The organism is Veillonella sp. 6_1_27 (assembly GCF_000163735.1).
Lineage (GTDB): Bacteria > Bacillota > Negativicutes > Veillonellales > Veillonellaceae > Veillonella > Veillonella parvula_A.
Genome location: NZ_GG770216.1, coordinates 572,588 through 586,638, shown reverse-complemented (window position 1 = coordinate 586,638; position 14,051 = coordinate 572,588). Strand labels below are relative to the sequence as shown.

At 41.8% G+C, this 14,051-nt stretch carries 29 protein-coding genes; all 29 read right to left on the bottom strand.

The annotated features are described in order from the left end of the window. Positions 1-53: 53 nt before the first annotated feature. Positions 54-443 (bottom strand): 30S ribosomal protein S11, encoded by a 390-nt coding sequence (gene rpsK / locus HMPREF0874_RS06555; protein ID WP_004695151.1) that lies wholly within the window; start codon positions 441-443, stop codon positions 54-56. Positions 444-462: 19 nt separating this feature from the next. Next, positions 463-831 (bottom strand): 30S ribosomal protein S13, encoded by a 369-nt coding sequence (gene rpsM / locus HMPREF0874_RS06550; protein WP_004695149.1) that lies wholly within the window; start codon positions 829-831, stop codon positions 463-465. A gap of 23 nt (positions 832-854) precedes the next feature. Then, a complete protein-coding gene (gene rpmJ, locus HMPREF0874_RS06545) occupies positions 855-968 on the bottom strand; it encodes a 50S ribosomal protein L36 (protein WP_004695148.1) in 114 nt (37 codons plus the stop codon). 26 nt (positions 969-994) lie between these two features. Next, positions 995-1,213, bottom strand: coding sequence for a translation initiation factor IF-1 (gene infA / locus HMPREF0874_RS06540; protein WP_004695147.1), 219 nt, complete (start codon positions 1,211-1,213; stop codon positions 995-997). Between the two features lie 22 nt (positions 1,214-1,235). Further along, a complete protein-coding gene (map, locus tag HMPREF0874_RS06535; RefSeq protein ID WP_008602519.1) occupies positions 1,236-2,006 on the bottom strand; it encodes a type I methionyl aminopeptidase in 771 nt (256 codons plus the stop codon). 3 nt (positions 2,007-2,009) lie between these two features. Beyond that, complete coding sequence (locus tag HMPREF0874_RS06530; protein ID WP_004695145.1) at positions 2,010-2,573, bottom strand: adenylate kinase; 564 nt, start codon at positions 2,571-2,573, stop codon at positions 2,010-2,012. A 12-nt stretch (positions 2,574-2,585) separates the two neighbouring features. After that, the gene (gene secY, locus HMPREF0874_RS06525; RefSeq protein WP_004695143.1) at positions 2,586-3,848 is read right to left on the bottom strand and encodes a preprotein translocase subunit SecY; all 1,263 of its coding nucleotides are present in this window, start codon (positions 3,846-3,848) and stop codon (positions 2,586-2,588) included. Position 3,849: 1 nt separating this feature from the next. Further along, entirely contained in the window at positions 3,850-4,296 is a 447-nt protein-coding gene (gene rplO / locus HMPREF0874_RS06520; RefSeq protein ID WP_004695141.1) for a 50S ribosomal protein L15, read from the bottom strand. Between the two features lie 22 nt (positions 4,297-4,318). Further along, positions 4,319-4,498 (bottom strand): 50S ribosomal protein L30, encoded by a 180-nt coding sequence (gene rpmD / locus HMPREF0874_RS06515; protein ID WP_004695138.1) that lies wholly within the window; start codon positions 4,496-4,498, stop codon positions 4,319-4,321. Positions 4,499-4,512: 14 nt separating this feature from the next. Next, positions 4,513-5,016: a 30S ribosomal protein S5 gene (rpsE, locus tag HMPREF0874_RS06510; RefSeq protein ID WP_004695136.1), complete on the bottom strand. Its 504-nt coding sequence runs from the start codon at positions 5,014-5,016 to the stop codon at positions 4,513-4,515. A gap of 18 nt (positions 5,017-5,034) precedes the next feature. Next, positions 5,035-5,415, bottom strand: coding sequence for a 50S ribosomal protein L18 (gene rplR, locus HMPREF0874_RS06505; RefSeq protein ID WP_005385510.1), 381 nt, complete (start codon positions 5,413-5,415; stop codon positions 5,035-5,037). Between the two features lie 17 nt (positions 5,416-5,432). Beyond that, positions 5,433-5,978, bottom strand: a complete 546-nt coding sequence (gene rplF / locus HMPREF0874_RS06500) for a 50S ribosomal protein L6 (RefSeq protein ID WP_004695131.1) — start codon at positions 5,976-5,978, stop codon at positions 5,433-5,435. Between the two features lie 24 nt (positions 5,979-6,002). After that, positions 6,003-6,389 carry a 30S ribosomal protein S8 gene (rpsH, locus tag HMPREF0874_RS06495; RefSeq protein WP_004695128.1) on the bottom strand — a complete coding sequence of 129 codons (387 nt, stop codon included), beginning with the start codon at positions 6,387-6,389 and terminating at the stop codon, positions 6,003-6,005. A gap of 27 nt (positions 6,390-6,416) precedes the next feature. Then, entirely contained in the window at positions 6,417-6,686 is a 270-nt protein-coding gene (rpsN, locus tag HMPREF0874_RS06490) for a 30S ribosomal protein S14 (protein WP_004695122.1), read from the bottom strand. Between the two features lie 16 nt (positions 6,687-6,702). Continuing rightward, positions 6,703-7,242, bottom strand: a complete 540-nt coding sequence (gene rplE / locus HMPREF0874_RS06485) for a 50S ribosomal protein L5 (protein WP_004695119.1) — start codon at positions 7,240-7,242, stop codon at positions 6,703-6,705. A gap of 23 nt (positions 7,243-7,265) precedes the next feature. Next, complete coding sequence (gene rplX / locus HMPREF0874_RS06480) at positions 7,266-7,586, bottom strand: 50S ribosomal protein L24 (protein ID WP_004695118.1); 321 nt, start codon at positions 7,584-7,586, stop codon at positions 7,266-7,268. An 18-nt stretch (positions 7,587-7,604) separates the two neighbouring features. Further along, entirely contained in the window at positions 7,605-7,973 is a 369-nt protein-coding gene (rplN, locus tag HMPREF0874_RS06475) for a 50S ribosomal protein L14 (protein WP_004695117.1), read from the bottom strand. 24 nt (positions 7,974-7,997) lie between these two features. Continuing rightward, positions 7,998-8,258, bottom strand: coding sequence for a 30S ribosomal protein S17 (gene rpsQ / locus HMPREF0874_RS06470; RefSeq protein WP_004695116.1), 261 nt, complete (start codon positions 8,256-8,258; stop codon positions 7,998-8,000). 39 nt (positions 8,259-8,297) lie between these two features. Next, positions 8,298-8,501, bottom strand: coding sequence for a 50S ribosomal protein L29 (rpmC, locus tag HMPREF0874_RS06465; RefSeq protein WP_004695115.1), 204 nt, complete (start codon positions 8,499-8,501; stop codon positions 8,298-8,300). Next, positions 8,491-8,928, bottom strand: coding sequence for a 50S ribosomal protein L16 (gene rplP, locus HMPREF0874_RS06460; RefSeq protein WP_004695114.1), 438 nt, complete (start codon positions 8,926-8,928; stop codon positions 8,491-8,493). The genes rpmC and rplP overlap by 11 nt, the downstream gene beginning before the upstream one ends. Continuing rightward, complete coding sequence (rpsC, locus tag HMPREF0874_RS06455; RefSeq protein WP_004695113.1) at positions 8,928-9,596, bottom strand: 30S ribosomal protein S3; 669 nt, start codon at positions 9,594-9,596, stop codon at positions 8,928-8,930. The genes rplP and rpsC overlap by 1 nt, the downstream gene beginning before the upstream one ends. Positions 9,597-9,612: 16 nt before the next feature. Beyond that, on the bottom strand, positions 9,613-9,948 hold the full coding sequence (gene rplV, locus HMPREF0874_RS06450; RefSeq protein WP_004695112.1) for a 50S ribosomal protein L22: 336 nt from the start codon (positions 9,946-9,948) through the stop codon (positions 9,613-9,615). A 13-nt stretch (positions 9,949-9,961) separates the two neighbouring features. Further along, positions 9,962-10,243 carry a 30S ribosomal protein S19 gene (gene rpsS / locus HMPREF0874_RS06445; protein WP_004695110.1) on the bottom strand — a complete coding sequence of 94 codons (282 nt, stop codon included), beginning with the start codon at positions 10,241-10,243 and terminating at the stop codon, positions 9,962-9,964. A gap of 23 nt (positions 10,244-10,266) precedes the next feature. Continuing rightward, positions 10,267-11,097: a 50S ribosomal protein L2 gene (gene rplB / locus HMPREF0874_RS06440; RefSeq protein WP_004695109.1), complete on the bottom strand. Its 831-nt coding sequence runs from the start codon at positions 11,095-11,097 to the stop codon at positions 10,267-10,269. A gap of 26 nt (positions 11,098-11,123) precedes the next feature. Beyond that, positions 11,124-11,408, bottom strand: coding sequence for a 50S ribosomal protein L23 (gene rplW, locus HMPREF0874_RS06435; protein ID WP_004695108.1), 285 nt, complete (start codon positions 11,406-11,408; stop codon positions 11,124-11,126). Then, on the bottom strand, positions 11,408-12,031 hold the full coding sequence (gene rplD / locus HMPREF0874_RS06430; protein ID WP_004695105.1) for a 50S ribosomal protein L4: 624 nt from the start codon (positions 12,029-12,031) through the stop codon (positions 11,408-11,410). Before rplD ends, rplW begins: the two co-directional genes overlap by 1 nt. Before the next feature lie 26 nt (positions 12,032-12,057). Further along, entirely contained in the window at positions 12,058-12,699 is a 642-nt protein-coding gene (gene rplC, locus HMPREF0874_RS06425) for a 50S ribosomal protein L3 (RefSeq protein ID WP_004695102.1), read from the bottom strand. A 12-nt stretch (positions 12,700-12,711) separates the two neighbouring features. Further along, positions 12,712-13,023: a 30S ribosomal protein S10 gene (rpsJ, locus tag HMPREF0874_RS06420; protein WP_004695100.1), complete on the bottom strand. Its 312-nt coding sequence runs from the start codon at positions 13,021-13,023 to the stop codon at positions 12,712-12,714. A 180-nt stretch (positions 13,024-13,203) separates the two neighbouring features. Then, the coding region (locus HMPREF0874_RS06415; RefSeq protein ID WP_039965257.1) for an elongation factor Tu at positions 13,204-14,051 on the bottom strand (848 nt) is incomplete at its 5' end.

Below are 14,051 nucleotides of genomic sequence, written 5' to 3'. Positions count from 1 at the left end.
ATAACACACGTTCATAGTTAATTATAGCACCGTATCATATCGGTCACTATAAATTATACACGACGGCGTTTTGGAGGGCGACAACCATTGTGAGGAATTGGAGTTACGTCTTTAATGGAAGTAACTTCAAGACCTGCAGCTTGTAAAGCACGGATTGCAGCTTCACGGCCGGATCCAGGACCTTTTACGAATACTTCAACAGTGCGAAGACCATGTTCCATTGCAGCTTTAGCAGCTTGTTCAGCAGCCATTTGAGCAGCAAATGGAGTGGATTTACGAGAACCACGGAAGCCCAAGCCACCAGCGGAAGCCCAAGACAACGCATTACCGTTTGTATCTGTCAAAGTTACGATAGTGTTATTGAATGTAGAACGAATATGAGCCGCACCGGATTCAATATGTTTCTTTTCTTTTCTTTTAGTTCTAACAACTTTTTTAGCCACGCTTTATCCCTCCTTTATCTTATTTCTTTTTACCAGCAATTGCTTTTCTAGGACCTTTGCGAGTACGTGCATTCGTTTTAGTACGTTGACCACGAAGTGGTAAACCCATACGATGACGTTTGCCTCGATAGGAGTTGATTTCAATTAAGCGTTTAATGTTAAGAGCTTCTTCACGACGAAGGTCACCTTCTACTTTGTAATCAGCATCTAACAATTCACGGATTTTCGCTACTTCATCTTCAGAAAGATCGCGAACGCGTGTGTCAGGATTGATGCCAGTTTTAGCAATAATTTCAGATGCTAAAGTTGGACCAATACCATAAATATAAGTTAAACCAATTTCCACTCGTTTATCACGAGGTAAATCTACACCGGCGATACGTGCCATCTAATCATCCACCTCCTATCAGATTATCCTTGTTTTTGTTTATGTTTTGGATTTTCGCAAATAACCATTACACGGCCTTTGCGTTTAATGATTTTACATTTTTCGCATATCTTTTTAACTGATGGTTGAACCTTCATTAGTACCTCCTTTGTGGACCCTATGCTTATTTAAAGCGATAGGTGATGCGACCACGATTTAAGTCATACGGTGTCAGTTCCATAGTAACTTTATCACCAGGAAGAATACGGATAAAATTCATACGCATTTTACCTGACACATGAGCCAATACGATATGACCATTTTCCAATTCAACTTGGAACATGGCATTCGGTAATGCCTCAACGACCGTACCTTCCACCTCAATAACGTCTTCTTTTGACATATCTTTTCCTCCGGTTACCTGTTTATTTAATTAACCGCGGTTCTTCCCGCATAGTTAATATTTCAGGGCCGTTTTCTGTAACAACCACTGTATGTTCGAAATGAGCAGCAGGTTTACCATCTACTGTAACTGCTGTCCAGTCATCCCCTAATACACGAACACGATGTGTCCCTAGAGTTATCATCGGTTCAATACACAATACCATACCTGGTTTCATAAGAGGTCCTTGATCAGGACTACCATAGTTTGGTATTTGCGGATCTTCATGCATTTCGCGGCCTAAACCATGACCTACGAAGTCGCGTACGACACCGTAACCATGTTTCTCACAATACGTTTGAACAGCGTGACCGATAGCACCAATACGGTTACCGACTTTCACTTGTTCAATTCCCTTGAACAGACTTTCCTCTGTAACTTTTAACAATTTCATCACATCGGGTTTGACGTGACCAATAGGAATCGTCACAGCCGAATCGCCGTGATATCCATCAATAGATGATACGAGATCAATACTGAGGACATCGCCGTTTTTAAGCTTACGCTTAGCGCTCGGAATACCATGAACGACTTCTTCGTTAATAGAAGCACAGATTGTAGCGGGGAATCCATAGTACCCTTTACAACTTGGTATACCACCGTGGCTGCGAATATATTCTTCGGCAATTGTATCTAACTCAAGCGTCGTGATGCCAGGTTTAGCCTTTTCTACTAACAAGGACAACGTGTCTGCTGTAAGCTTACTTGCCTTGCGGATACATTCAATCTCATGGGGCGATTTTAAAATAATCATAGATTATTTCTCCAACGCCTTAATGATGTCAGCAAATACTGCGTCTACATCTTGTAAACCATTGATTTCTTGATACAATCCGCTATTGCGATAGTAATCAATTAATGGTTTAGTAGATTCTTCGTACACAGCTAGACGTTTCTGTACTGTTTCAGGGTTATCATCAGCACGATTTTCTAGAACAGCTCGTTCGCTAATACGTTTAACCAATTCCTCAGAAGGAACGTTTAAGTTAAGTACAGCGTCCAAAGAAATTCCTAATTCTTTAAGGATTGCATCCAAAGATACAGCTTGCGCTGTAGTTCTTGGGAATCCATCAAGAATAAATCCAGATTTGCAGTCATCTTTCACCAAGCGATCACGTACGATACCAACAGTTACACTGTCTGGTACCAATTGACCGGCATCGATGTATTTCTTAGCCTCAACTCCAAGAGGTGTTTCGTTCTTAATCGCAGCGCGGAACATATCACCTGTTGAAATTTGGGGAATACCGTATTTTTCAATAAGTCGAGCTGCCTGAGTGCCTTTACCAGCACCAGGAGGTCCCATTAATAGAATATACATATTGTTTCCCTCCTATTTCACAAAGCCTTTATAGTGGCGTGTTACCATGAGCGACTCAATTTGTTGCATTGTATCAAGTGCTACACCTACAACGATGAGAAGAGCCGTACCACCAAAGTATACGCCTTGGACGCCGGTTATACTACCGAGGAAATTCGGTATAATAGCAACGACAGCTAAGAATACAGCGCCAGCCAAAGTGATCTTGGTCATCACGTTATCCACATAATCAGCAGTTGGTTTACCCGCACGAATACCTGGGATAAAACCACCGTATTTTTTCATATTATCTGCCATATCTGTAATGTTGATAGAGATTGCAGTATAGAAATACGTAAAGATAAAGATCAATATCGCATACAATGCCGTTTGTAACGGCGTCCCCCATGTAAATAAATCAGCAGCTTTATGAACAAATTCATTGTCAATAAATTGTGCAATTGTTACAGGGAACATCAACACAGATGACGCAAAGATAATTGGGATTACACCTGCCTGATTGACTTTCAACGGCAAGAATGTAGAGTGACCACCGTACATTTTACGCCCTACTACGCGTTTTGCGTATTGGATAGGAATGCGACGTTGGCCTTGTGTAACTGCCACTACGACAGCGATCATCGCAAGTGCAATTACAGCAAATAAGAATGCTTGGAACATGTTAATGGTTCCGTTTTGGATATATTGATAAATAGTTTCGAGACCATCTGGCAATCGAGCTACGATACCAGCAAAGATGATCAAGGAAATACCATTACCTATACCATATGCTGTGATTTGCTCACCAATCCACATCAACAAACATGTGCCTGCTGTGAGGATGATGGCCACAACGAATACGCTAAGGAAATCATTATTTACCAAAGCGTTGTTTGCTCTAAGAGCAAATGCCATACCAGCGGCTTGTACAAAGCCAAGGACTACGGTGCCATAACGAGTTACCTTCGCTATTTTCTTACGCCCGTCTTCACCATCTTTACTCCATGCTTCAAACTGAGGAACTACAGACTGAAGCAGTTGCATGATGATGGAAGCATTAATGTAAGGGGTAATACTCATCGCAAAGATAGAGAACTTACTTAGCGCACCACCAGCAAACAAGTCTAATAGACCAAATAGGTTACCGGATGTAAACAAGGATTCGATAACAGATGCATCTACACCTGGTACTGGGATGTGAATGCCGGCTCTAAACACAGCAAACATCATCAATGTGTACAAAATCTTGTTACGTAACTCAGTAATCTTAAAGATGTTCGAGAGGCTATCTAGCACCCTAGATCACCTCAACTTTTCCGCCTGCTGCTGTGATTTTTTCTTCAGCAGCTTTAGTGAAGCCATTAGCGATAACAGTCAAGTTTTTAGTTTCCAATGTGCCGTTACCTAAAATACGAATACCATCGCGTACATTTTTCAAAATGCCAGCTTCAATAAGAGCTACTGGATCAACTGTTGCACCATCTTCAAAGCGATTTAATTGTGCTACGTTAACTTCAGCATATTGTTTAGCAAAAACGCTGTTGTTGAAACCGCGTTTTGGTAAACGACGATAAAGAGGCATTTGGCCGCCTTCAAAACCGGAGCGAACGCCACCGCCAGAACGGGAGTTTTGACCTTTTTGACCACGACCAGATGTTTTACCCAAGCCAGAACCTAAACCACGGCCTACACGAGTACGAGTTTTTTTAGAACCAGCTGCTGGTTGTAATTCATGAAGTTTCATTCAGTGCACCTCCTTATCAGTATTAAACTTCTTCAACTTTTACTAAATGTCTAACTTTATGAAGCATACCTTCGATTTGAGGTGTTACTTCTTTTACGACTTGAGAATTAGTTTTTTTCAAGCCCAAAGCTTTAACTGTCGCGCGTTGATCTTCAGGACGACCGATTAAGCTTCTTGTTAATGTTACTTTAACTTGTGCCATTTCTTGTCTCCTTATTACGCGTTATAGATTTCTTCAACGGTTTTACCACGAAGCTCAGCAACTTCGCTAGCGCGTTTCAAATCTTTCAAACCTTCGATTGTAGCGCGAACCATATTGTTAGGGTTAGAAGAGCCCAAAGATTTAGTCAAGATGTTACGAACACCTACTAATTCCAATACGGCACGAACAGGGCCACCAGCGATAACGCCAGTACCTTCAGCAGCTGGTTTCAAGAATACGCGGCCTGCACCGAATACGCCTGTTACGCTGTGAGGGATTGTACCATTTTTAATAGCTACGTTTACAATATTTTTCTTAGCATCATCGATACCTTTGCGAATTGCTTCTGGTACTTCCGCTGCTTTACCTAAGCCAACGCCTACATAACCGTTGCCATCACCAACAACTACAAGAGCGCTGAAGGAAAAACGACGACCGCCTTTAACTACTTTGGCTACGCGGTTGATGAATACTACTCTTTCTTTAAGATCAAGACTGGTGTAGTCAATTCTCGCCATGTCTATAGTTCCTCCTTCTTAGAATTTTAAGCCTGCTTCACGAGCACCTTCTGCAAGGGCTGCTACGCGGCCGTGGTAAATGTAACCACCACGGTCAAACACTACAGTGTCAATGCCTTTAGCGATAGCTTTTTTAGCAACTGCTTCACCAACAGCTTTAGCAGCAGCTACGTTACCACCATAGGATAAGTTCAAATCTTTATCTAAAGAGCTAGCAGCAACCAAAGTTGTACCTGCTACGTCATCGATTACTTGTGCGTAAATGTTGCTCAAAGAACGGTAAACGTTCAAACGTGGGCAAGTTGCCGTACCAGAGATGTGACGGCGAATACGAAGATGACGTTTTGCTCGAGCGATATTTCTACTAGATTTACGAGGCAAGATATTCACTCCTTTCATTCATATAGATGATATTACTATTTACCTTTTGCACCAGCTTTACCAGCTTTGCGACGAACAACTTCGCCTTCATAGCGGATACCTTTACCTTTGTAAGGTTCAGGTTTTCTCCATTTACGGATATCAGCTGCTACTGCACCTACAACTTCTTTGTCTGCACCAGACACAACGATTTTGTTAGGAGCTGGAACGTCGATTGTAATACCAGCTGGAGCTTCCATTTCTACTGGATGAGAGAAGCCAAGTGTAAGAGCTAATTTATTGCCTTGTTTAGCCGCTCTGTAACCAACACCGTTGATTTCAAGAGTTTTTGTAAATCCTTCAGATACGCCTGTTACCATATTAGCAACAAGAGCGCGAGTCAAACCGTGAAGGGAACGATGATTTTTATCGTCGGAAGGACGAGTTACTGTGATTGTGTTACCTTCTACAGTGATATTCATATCTGGATGCAAATCGCGAGATAATTCACCTTTAGGGCCTTTTACGTTCATATGATGGTTATCATATGTAACAGTAACGCCTGCAGGGATCTCGATAGGCATTCTACCGATACGTGACATTATTTCTACCTCCTATTGCTACTATTACCAAACGTATGCGATTACTTCGCCACCAAGACCTTCTTTACGAGCTTGTTTGTCGCTCATAACGCCTTTGGACGTAGAAATAACTGCGATACCCAAACCACCAAGTACACGAGGAAGTTCTTCCTTTTTCGCGTAAACACGTAAACCTGGTTTGGAAATACGTTTAATTCCTGTAATAACTTTCTCGTTATTGGAACCATATTTCAAAGTTACTTTTAAAGTGTTTTCTTCTTTTTCAACGTTCTTTACAAAGCCTTCTTGTAAAAGGATGTCAAGAACGGCTGCTTTCATTCTAGATGCAGGAATGTTTACCGTTTCATGAAGTGCAGCGTTTGCATTACGGATGCGCGTAAGCATATCCGCGATAGGATCGGTCATTACCATAATCTAAAAACCTCCTCTCGTCTAATATTACCAGCTGGCTTTTTTAACACCAGGAATTTGTCCTTTGTACGCCAATTCACGGAACGCAATACGGCTGATACCGAATTTACGCATATAGCCGTGAGGACGACCAGTTAAGTTGCAACGGTTGTGCAAGCGTGTTGGGGATGCATTTGCTGGTAATTTGGATAAGCCTTCATAATCACCTGCTGCTTTTAACGCTTCACGTTTAGCTGCATATTTTTCAACGATTTTAGCGCGTTTCTTTTCGCGTTCAATCATAGATTTTTTAGCCATCTATATGTTCCTCCTATTATTTTTCAAAAGGCATACCGAATTGAGTCAACAATTCACGAGCTTCTTCATCTGTCTTAGCACTTGTTACGATAATGATATCCATACCAGTAACACGTTCTACCTGATCATATTCGATTTCAGGGAAGATGAGCTGTTCTTTAAGACCCAAAGCGTAGTTACCACGGCCATCGAATGCAGTAGCGCTGATACCGCGGAAGTCACGTACACGAGGTAATGCCGCATTGATCAATCTATCAAGGAATTCATACATGCGTTCGCCACGAAGAGTAACTTTTGTACCCAACGCCATGCCTTCACGAACTTTGAAGTTCGCAATGGATTTTTTAGCTTTTGTGATAACAGGTTTTTGACCAGCAATAATAGTCAAGTCATTAACTGCTGCTTCCAATGCTTTTGCATTGCCTACTGCATCACCTACGCCGATGTTGATAACGATTTTTTCCAATTTAGGAATTTCCATTACATTGCCGTATTGGAATTTTTCTTGCATACTCTTTTTGATTTCAGAGTTGTATTGTTCAAACAAACGAGACATTTATGTAGCTCCTCCTTTCCTGATTATTTAAGTACTGTACCGGATTTAACAGTAGCGCGAACGAATTTACCGTCCTTGCCTTCTACCTTTTTGATACGAGTAGCTGTTTTAGTTTCTGGGTCGACAACCATTACGTTAGAAACATGAATGCCAGCTTCTTTAGTAACGATGCCGCCTTGTGGGTTAGCTTGGGAAGGTTTTGTGTGACGTTTTACAGTGTTAACGCCTTCAACAAATACGCGTTCTTTTTTAGGTTCAGTTGCGATAACTGTACCTTGCTTACCTTTATCTTTACCGGAGATAACAACAACTGTATCGCCTTTTTTGATTTGTAGCTTAGCCATATGCTGCGTTCCTCCTTCTTATAATACTTCTGGAGCCAAAGAAACGATTTTCATGAAGTCTTTTTCACGAAGTTCTCTAGCTACAGGTCCAAAGATACGAGTACCACGAGGGGTCTTGTCATCTTTAATAACTACTGCTGCGTTTTCATCGAAACGAATATAGGAACCGTCTTGACGGCGGATACCTTTTTTAGAACGAACAATAACAGCTTTAACTACGTCGCCTTTCTTGACAACGCCACCGGGTGATGCATCTTTTACAGAAGCAACGATTACGTCACCGATATTGCCGAATTTGCGATAAGAACCGCCCATGACTTGGATGCACATAATACGTTTAGCACCAGTGTTGTCGGCAACATTCAAAATTGTTTGTTGCTGGATCATCGTCTATTCCTCCTTACATCACTCTTATTTTTGTCTTTCAAGAATTTCAACAACTCTCCAACATTTATCTTTAGAAAGTGGACGAGTTTCTACAATTTTAACTGTATCGCCAATTTGACACTCATTATTTTCATCATGAGCTTTGAAGCGTTTTGTGCTAACCATTGGCTTGTTATATAATGCGTGAGGTACTTTACGTTCAACAGCAACAACAACAGTTTTGTCCATTTTGTCGCTAACAACTTTACCTACGCGGACTTTACGTACGTTTCTTTCTTCTGCCACGATTTTAAGCCTCCTTTTCAAACTTTAACAAATCTGTTATTATGCGTTTTCAGATTTAAGTTCAACTTCACGTTGTACAGTTTTAATACGAGCGATTGTCTTCTTAACTTCACGAATGCGCATAGGATTTTCTAATTGACCTGTTGCAAGCTGAAAACGGAGGTTAAATAACTCTTCCTTAAGACCGGAAACTTTTTGTTCCATTTCGGCAGCGCTCATATTGCGAATGTCATTAACCTTCATTTACGTCACCACCCAATTCTTTACCCTTAACAACAAATTTGCATTTGATTGGAAGTTTATGGCTTGCAAGACGCATAGCTTCACGAGCTGTAGCTTCTGGCACACCGTCCATTTCAAACATTACACGACCTGGTTTAACCACTGCTACCCAGTATTCAGGAGAACCTTTACCGGAACCCATACGAGTACCAGCTGGTTTAGCTGTGATTGGTTTGTCAGGGAAAATTTTAATCCATACTTTACCACCACGTTTGATATAACGAGTCATAGCAATACGGGCAGCTTCGATTTGACGGTTAGTGATCCAAGATGGTTCGCATGCTACCAAGCCGAACTCACCATGAGACACTGTATTACCGCGCATAGCACGACCTTTCATACGGCCGCGGAATTGCTTACGATGTTTTACGCGCTTTGGAATAAGCATTACTTGCCACCTTCTTCCTTCTTAGCAGGTGCTTGTTTTGCTTCTGGCAAAACTTCACCTTTGTAAATCCATACTTTAATGCCGATACAACCATATGTTGTATGGGCTTCAGCAGTACCGTAGTCGATGTCTGCACGAAGTGTATGCAAAGGAATAGAACCTTCACGATAGGATTCGCTACGAGCGATTTCAGCACCGCCAAGACGACCGCTTACCATGATTTTAATACCTTTTGCACCTAAGCGCATTGTACGACCTACAGCTTGTTTCATTGCACGACGGAAGCCGATACGACGTTCCAATTGGCCCGCAATGTTTTCAGCAACTAATGTTGCATCCATGTCTGCTTGTTTAATTTCTGCAATGTTAACGTCCACTTGTTTATCAGTGAAACGAGTCATTGCTTTTTTGATATCTTCGATACCAGCACCACCACGACCGATAACCATACCTGGTTTCGCAGTGTGGATAGTCAATTTAATACGTTTATTTGTACGCTCGATTTCAATGCGGGAAATACCAGCAATGAAAAGGGTTTCTTTCAAGAAGTTACGAATTTTTACGTCTTCATGAAGATTAGCAGCGAAATCTTTATCTGCATACCATTTTGCGTCCCAATCTTTTACGATACCGACACGCAAACCGTGTGGATTAACTTTTTGACCCACTCTGTTTCCCTCCTTCTTAAGCTCTTTCTTTAACTACTACTGTTACGTGGCTAGTACGTTTCAAAATTTTGAAAGCTTGACCACGGGAACGAGGATGAATGCGTTTTAATGTAGGGCCTTGATCAACGAAGATCTCGGATACGTAAAGATTGTCAACATTCATATCGAAATTATGTTCAGCGTTTGCGATTGCAGAACGCATAACTTTTTCTACTACATCAGCGCCAACTTTCGGAGTGAACTTCAAGATGGCAAATGCTTCGCCGATGTTTTTACCGCGCACTAAATCTGCAACGATACGGATTTTACGAGGCGCGATTCGGATATGTCTAGCGATTGCTTTTGCTTCCATGTATTATTTCCTCCTATTTTTTGCCTGTAGATTTTTCGTCCTTACCATGACCTCTATAAGTACGTGTAGGAGCGAACTCACCTAATTTATGACCTACCATATCTTCTGTAATGAATACAGGTACATGTTTGCGACCATCATGCACAGCAATTGTGTGGCCTACAAAACTTGGGATAATAGTAGAGGCACGGGACCAGGTTTTTACAACTTTCTTTTCGTTAGTTTCGTTTAAAGCTTCAACTTTCTTAAGCAAATGATCTGCTACGAAAGGGCCTTTTTTAATAGATCTGGACACTATTTTATCTCCTTTCCTTTATCCTATTTTGTACGACGTTTAATGATTAAGCTGTTAGAAGCTTTTTTCTTGTCGCGAGTTTTAACACCATGTGCTGGTTTGCCCCAAGGTGTAACAGGATGTTTACGACCAACAGGAGATTTACCTTCACCACCACCATGTGGATGGTCACAAGGGTTCATTACAACACCACGGTTGCCAGGGCGAACACCCATCCAACGATGACGACCAGCTTTACCGATTACAAGGTTGCTGTGGTCAGCGTTACCAACAACACCAATTGTTGCACGGCACTCTTGACGAACACGACGCATTTCACCAGATGGTAAACGAAGAATAGCGTAGCCATTATCTTTACCCATCAATTGAGCAGATGTACCAGCGGAACGAACGATTTGACCACCTTTACCGATTTTCAATTCGATATTGTGGATTTGTGTACCGTCTGGAATATTAGCCAATGGTAAGCAGTTACCAGGTTTAATATCAGACTCAGGACCGGAGAATACAACGTCACCAACTTTTAGACCGTTAGGAGCTAAAATGTAGCGTTTTTCACCATCAGCGTAGTTAAGCAAAGCGATACGAGAAGAACGGTTAGGATCATACTCAATTGTTGCTACTTTAGCTGGAATATTATCTTTAGTACGTTTGAAGTCAATAATACGGTATTGACGTTTGTGACCGCCACCTTGGTGACGAACTGTCATTTTACCAGTATTGTTACGACCACCTTTTTGAGAAATCTTAGCGAGCAAGGATTTTTCTGGTTTGCTTGCTGTGATTTCGTCGAAGGCGGATACTGTCATAAACCGGCGACCAGCGGAGTACGGTTTAAATGATTTAATTGCCATTAGTGGGCCTCCTTACAACTAGACTCTTAGACACCTTCAAAGAATTCAATGGATTCGCCAGCTTTTAAGGTTACGATAGCTTTTTTATAATCGCTACGTTTACCTTGTGTACGACCCATGCGTTTAGTCTTACCTAAAACACGAATAGTAGCTACTTTTTCTACTTTTACATTGAAGATTTTTTCAACTGCTTGACGGATTTGCACTTTATTTGCAGTCAAAGGCACACGGAAAGTGTATTTGCCTTCTTCCATAAGCATAGTGGATTTTTCGGTAATAACCGGGCGGATTAGTACATCATGTAATTGCATTATCCGAGCACCTCCTCGATTTTTGCGACAGCGCCTTTAGTAATGAAGAGCTTATCGTAATGAAGAAGATCGAAAATGTTCATACCTTCGCAAGCCAAAGCTTTAACACCTTGGATATTACGAGCGGAACGTTCAACATTTACATCACCTTCAGTGATGAACAATACTTTTGCATCACCAACGTTGAAGCTGTTAATAATGTTCAACACTTCTTTTGTTTTAGGAGCTGCTAATGTGATTTCTTCCAAAACGTATAATTCGCTATTATTCACTTTATCGCTAAGAGCAGATTTAACTGCTAAACGTCTAGCCTTACGAGGCATAGCTTTGTAATAGCTGCGAGGTTGTGGACCAAATGTAGTACCACCACCGATCCAGATTGGGGAACGGCTGGAGCCTGCACGAGCACGGCCAGTACCTTTTTGTTTCCAAGGTTTGCGGCCACCGCCACGAACCATACCTCTAGTTTTTGTTGCATGTGTGCCGAGACGTTCGTTAGACAATTGACGAACTACGGCTTGATGCATTACGGCTTCGTTAACTTCAACGCCGAATACTGCATCGTTTAACTGTATTTCACCGACTTTAACGCCGGATTGATTATATGTTGCTACTGTAGGCATTACATAATCCTCCTTTCGACAAATGATTATTTAACAGGTTTAACCGTGTTGCGAACCATAACCAAGCTACCTTTAGCGCCTGGGATACCACCTTTAACCAATAAAAGGTTACGTTCAGCATCAACTTTCACAACGGATAAGCGTTGTACGGTAACTCTGTAACCACCCATTTGTCCAGGGAGTTTTTTACCTTTGTATACCTTACCGCCGCCACCGGAGATCATAGGACCGATGGAACCAGGTTCACGGTGAGATTTAGAACCATGAGTTTCAGGACCACGGGAGAAGTTATGGCGTTTAATTGTGCCAGCAAAACCCTTACCTTTACCTGTACCCACTACGTCCACCAATTCACCTTCTGCGAAGATATCAGCTGCCAGAGTTTGGCCTACTGTGTAGTCAGCTGCATTAGCTACGCGAACTTCGCGAAGATATTTCACTGGAGCTACGCCAGCTTTGTCGAACTGACCTTTTACAGGTTTTGTTAAATGTTTTTCTTTAATGGAACCGTAACCAATTTGTACTGCTTCGTAGCCGTCTGTTTCTACAGTCTTTACGCGCACTACAACGCTTGGGGTAGTTTCCACTACTGTTACAGGAACTAATTGGCCTTCAGCTGTGAAGACTTGTGTCATTCCTAATTTTTTACCCAAAATAGCTTTAGACATTATCGCACCTCCTTATAGTTTTATTTCAATAGATACACCAGCTGGTAAATCTAAACGAGTGATAGCATCTACTGTTTTCGAATTTGGTTCAAGAATATCGATTAAGCGTTTATGTGTACGCATTTCGAATTGTTCACGAGAATCTTTGTTTACGTGTACAGAACGAAGAATTGTGAAGATATTCTTTTCTGTTGGCAATGGAATCGGACCAGATACCATAGCGCCATTTCTTTTTGCAGTGTCTACGATCTTAGCAGCGCTTTGATCGAGAGCTTTGTGGTCGTATGCCTTAAGGCGAATACGGATTTTTTGCTGTTTAGCCATTATTAATAATTCCTCCTGTCGTCCATTTCGTGAATGGGCTGCTCCATAGAAATTCTCCTCCGCAGAGGCAACCTTCTACTTCATAGTTTAAAAACACAACACGAGAGCGGCATTATCTGCCGCTCTGAGTGCTGCATGTATTGTGCTCAACGCATTCTACGATGAGCATAAAAGGTTAAATTAACCTTCGATTTCTGTTACTACGCCAGCGCCTACTGTATGGCCACCTTCGCGGATCGCGAAGCGAAGACCTTCTTCGATAGCGATTGGAGTAATCAATTCGATTTCCATTGTTACGTTATCGCCAGGCATACACATTTCTACACCTTCAGGAAGGTTTACAACACCTGTTACGTCTGTTGTACGGAAGTAGAATTGTGGACGGTAGTTGGAGAAGAATGGAGTATGACGGCCACCTTCTTCTTTAGTCAATACGTATACTTCTGCTTTGAATTTTGTGTGTGGGTTGATGGAGCCTGGTTTAGCCAATACTTGACCACGTTCGATGTCTTTACGATCAACACCACGAAGCAATGCACCTACGTTGTCACCTGCTACTGCAGAATCCAACACTTTACGGAACATTTCAAGACCTGTTACTACATATTGTTCAGCTTTTTCTTTCAAGCCTACTACTTCAACAGTATCACCAACGTTTACTTGACCACGTTCAACACGGCCAGTTGCTACTGTACCACGACCAGTGATTGTGAAAACGTCTTCCACAGGCATCAAGAATGGTTTATCAGTATCACGAACTGGTGTTGGGATGTAGGAGTCTACAGCGTCCATCAATTCGTCAATTTTAGCTACATATTGAGCGTCGCCTTCCAAAGCTTTCAACGCGGAACCTACAACGATAGGTACTTCGTCGCCAGGGAATTCGTAGGAAGAAAGAAGTTCACGAACTTCCATTTCTACCAATTCGATCAATTCTTCATCGTCAACCATGTCAGCTTTGTTCAAGAATACTACGATTGCAGGAACACCAACTTGACGAGCCAACAAGATGTGTTCGCGAGTTTGAG

What these genes read in the sequence shown, in the direction of transcription:
- rpsM (WP_004695149.1), bottom strand. Translation starts at nt 831, where the DNA reads ATGGCACGTATCGCCGGTGTAGATTTACCTCGTGATAAACGAGTGGAA.
- rpmJ (WP_004695148.1), bottom strand. Translation starts at nt 968, where the DNA reads ATGAAGGTTCAACCATCAGTTAAAAAGATATGCGAAAAATGTAAAATC.
- infA (WP_004695147.1), bottom strand. Translation starts at nt 1,213, where the DNA reads ATGTCAAAAGAAGACGTTATTGAGGTGGAAGGTACGGTCGTTGAGGCA.
- map (WP_008602519.1), bottom strand. Translation starts at nt 2,006, where the DNA reads ATGATTATTTTAAAATCGCCCCATGAGATTGAATGTATCCGCAAGGCA.
- HMPREF0874_RS06530 (WP_004695145.1), bottom strand. Translation starts at nt 2,573, where the DNA reads ATGTATATTCTATTAATGGGACCTCCTGGTGCTGGTAAAGGCACTCAG.
- rplO (WP_004695141.1), bottom strand. Translation starts at nt 4,296, where the DNA reads ATGAAACTTCATGAATTACAACCAGCAGCTGGTTCTAAAAAAACTCGT.
- rpmD (WP_004695138.1), bottom strand. Translation starts at nt 4,498, where the DNA reads ATGGCACAAGTTAAAGTAACATTAACAAGAAGCTTAATCGGTCGTCCT.
- rpsE (WP_004695136.1), bottom strand. Translation starts at nt 5,016, where the DNA reads ATGGCGAGAATTGACTACACCAGTCTTGATCTTAAAGAAAGAGTAGTA.
- rplR (WP_005385510.1), bottom strand. Translation starts at nt 5,415, where the DNA reads ATGAAAGGAGTGAATATCTTGCCTCGTAAATCTAGTAGAAATATCGCT.
- rplF (WP_004695131.1), bottom strand. Translation starts at nt 5,978, where the DNA reads ATGTCACGTATCGGTAGAATGCCTATCGAGATCCCTGCAGGCGTTACT.
- rpsH (WP_004695128.1), bottom strand. Translation starts at nt 6,389, where the DNA reads ATGGTAATGACCGATCCTATCGCGGATATGCTTACGCGCATCCGTAAT.
- rpsN (WP_004695122.1), bottom strand. Translation starts at nt 6,686, where the DNA reads ATGGCTAAAAAATCTATGATTGAACGCGAAAAGAAACGCGCTAAAATC.
- rplE (WP_004695119.1), bottom strand. Translation starts at nt 7,242, where the DNA reads ATGTCTCGTTTGTTTGAACAATACAACTCTGAAATCAAAAAGAGTATG.
- rplX (WP_004695118.1), bottom strand. Translation starts at nt 7,586, where the DNA reads ATGGCTAAGCTACAAATCAAAAAAGGCGATACAGTTGTTGTTATCTCC.
- rplN (WP_004695117.1), bottom strand. Translation starts at nt 7,973, where the DNA reads ATGATCCAGCAACAAACAATTTTGAATGTTGCCGACAACACTGGTGCT.
- rpmC (WP_004695115.1), bottom strand. Translation starts at nt 8,501, where the DNA reads ATGAAGGTTAATGACATTCGCAATATGAGCGCTGCCGAAATGGAACAA.
- rplP (WP_004695114.1), bottom strand. Translation starts at nt 8,928, where the DNA reads ATGCTTATTCCAAAGCGCGTAAAACATCGTAAGCAATTCCGCGGCCGT.
- rplV (WP_004695112.1), bottom strand. Translation starts at nt 9,948, where the DNA reads ATGGAAGCAAAAGCAATCGCTAGACATATCCGAATCGCGCCTCGTAAA.
- rplB (WP_004695109.1), bottom strand. Translation starts at nt 11,097, where the DNA reads ATGGCAATTAAATCATTTAAACCGTACTCCGCTGGTCGCCGGTTTATG.
- rplW (WP_004695108.1), bottom strand. Translation starts at nt 11,408, where the DNA reads ATGCAATTACATGATGTACTAATCCGCCCGGTTATTACCGAAAAATCC.
- rplD (WP_004695105.1), bottom strand. Translation starts at nt 12,031, where the DNA reads ATGCCTACAGTAGCAACATATAATCAATCCGGCGTTAAAGTCGGTGAA.
- rplC (WP_004695102.1), bottom strand. Translation starts at nt 12,699, where the DNA reads ATGTCTAAAGCTATTTTGGGTAAAAAATTAGGAATGACACAAGTCTTC.
- rpsJ (WP_004695100.1), bottom strand. Translation starts at nt 13,023, where the DNA reads ATGGCTAAACAGCAAAAAATCCGTATTCGCCTTAAGGCATACGACCAC.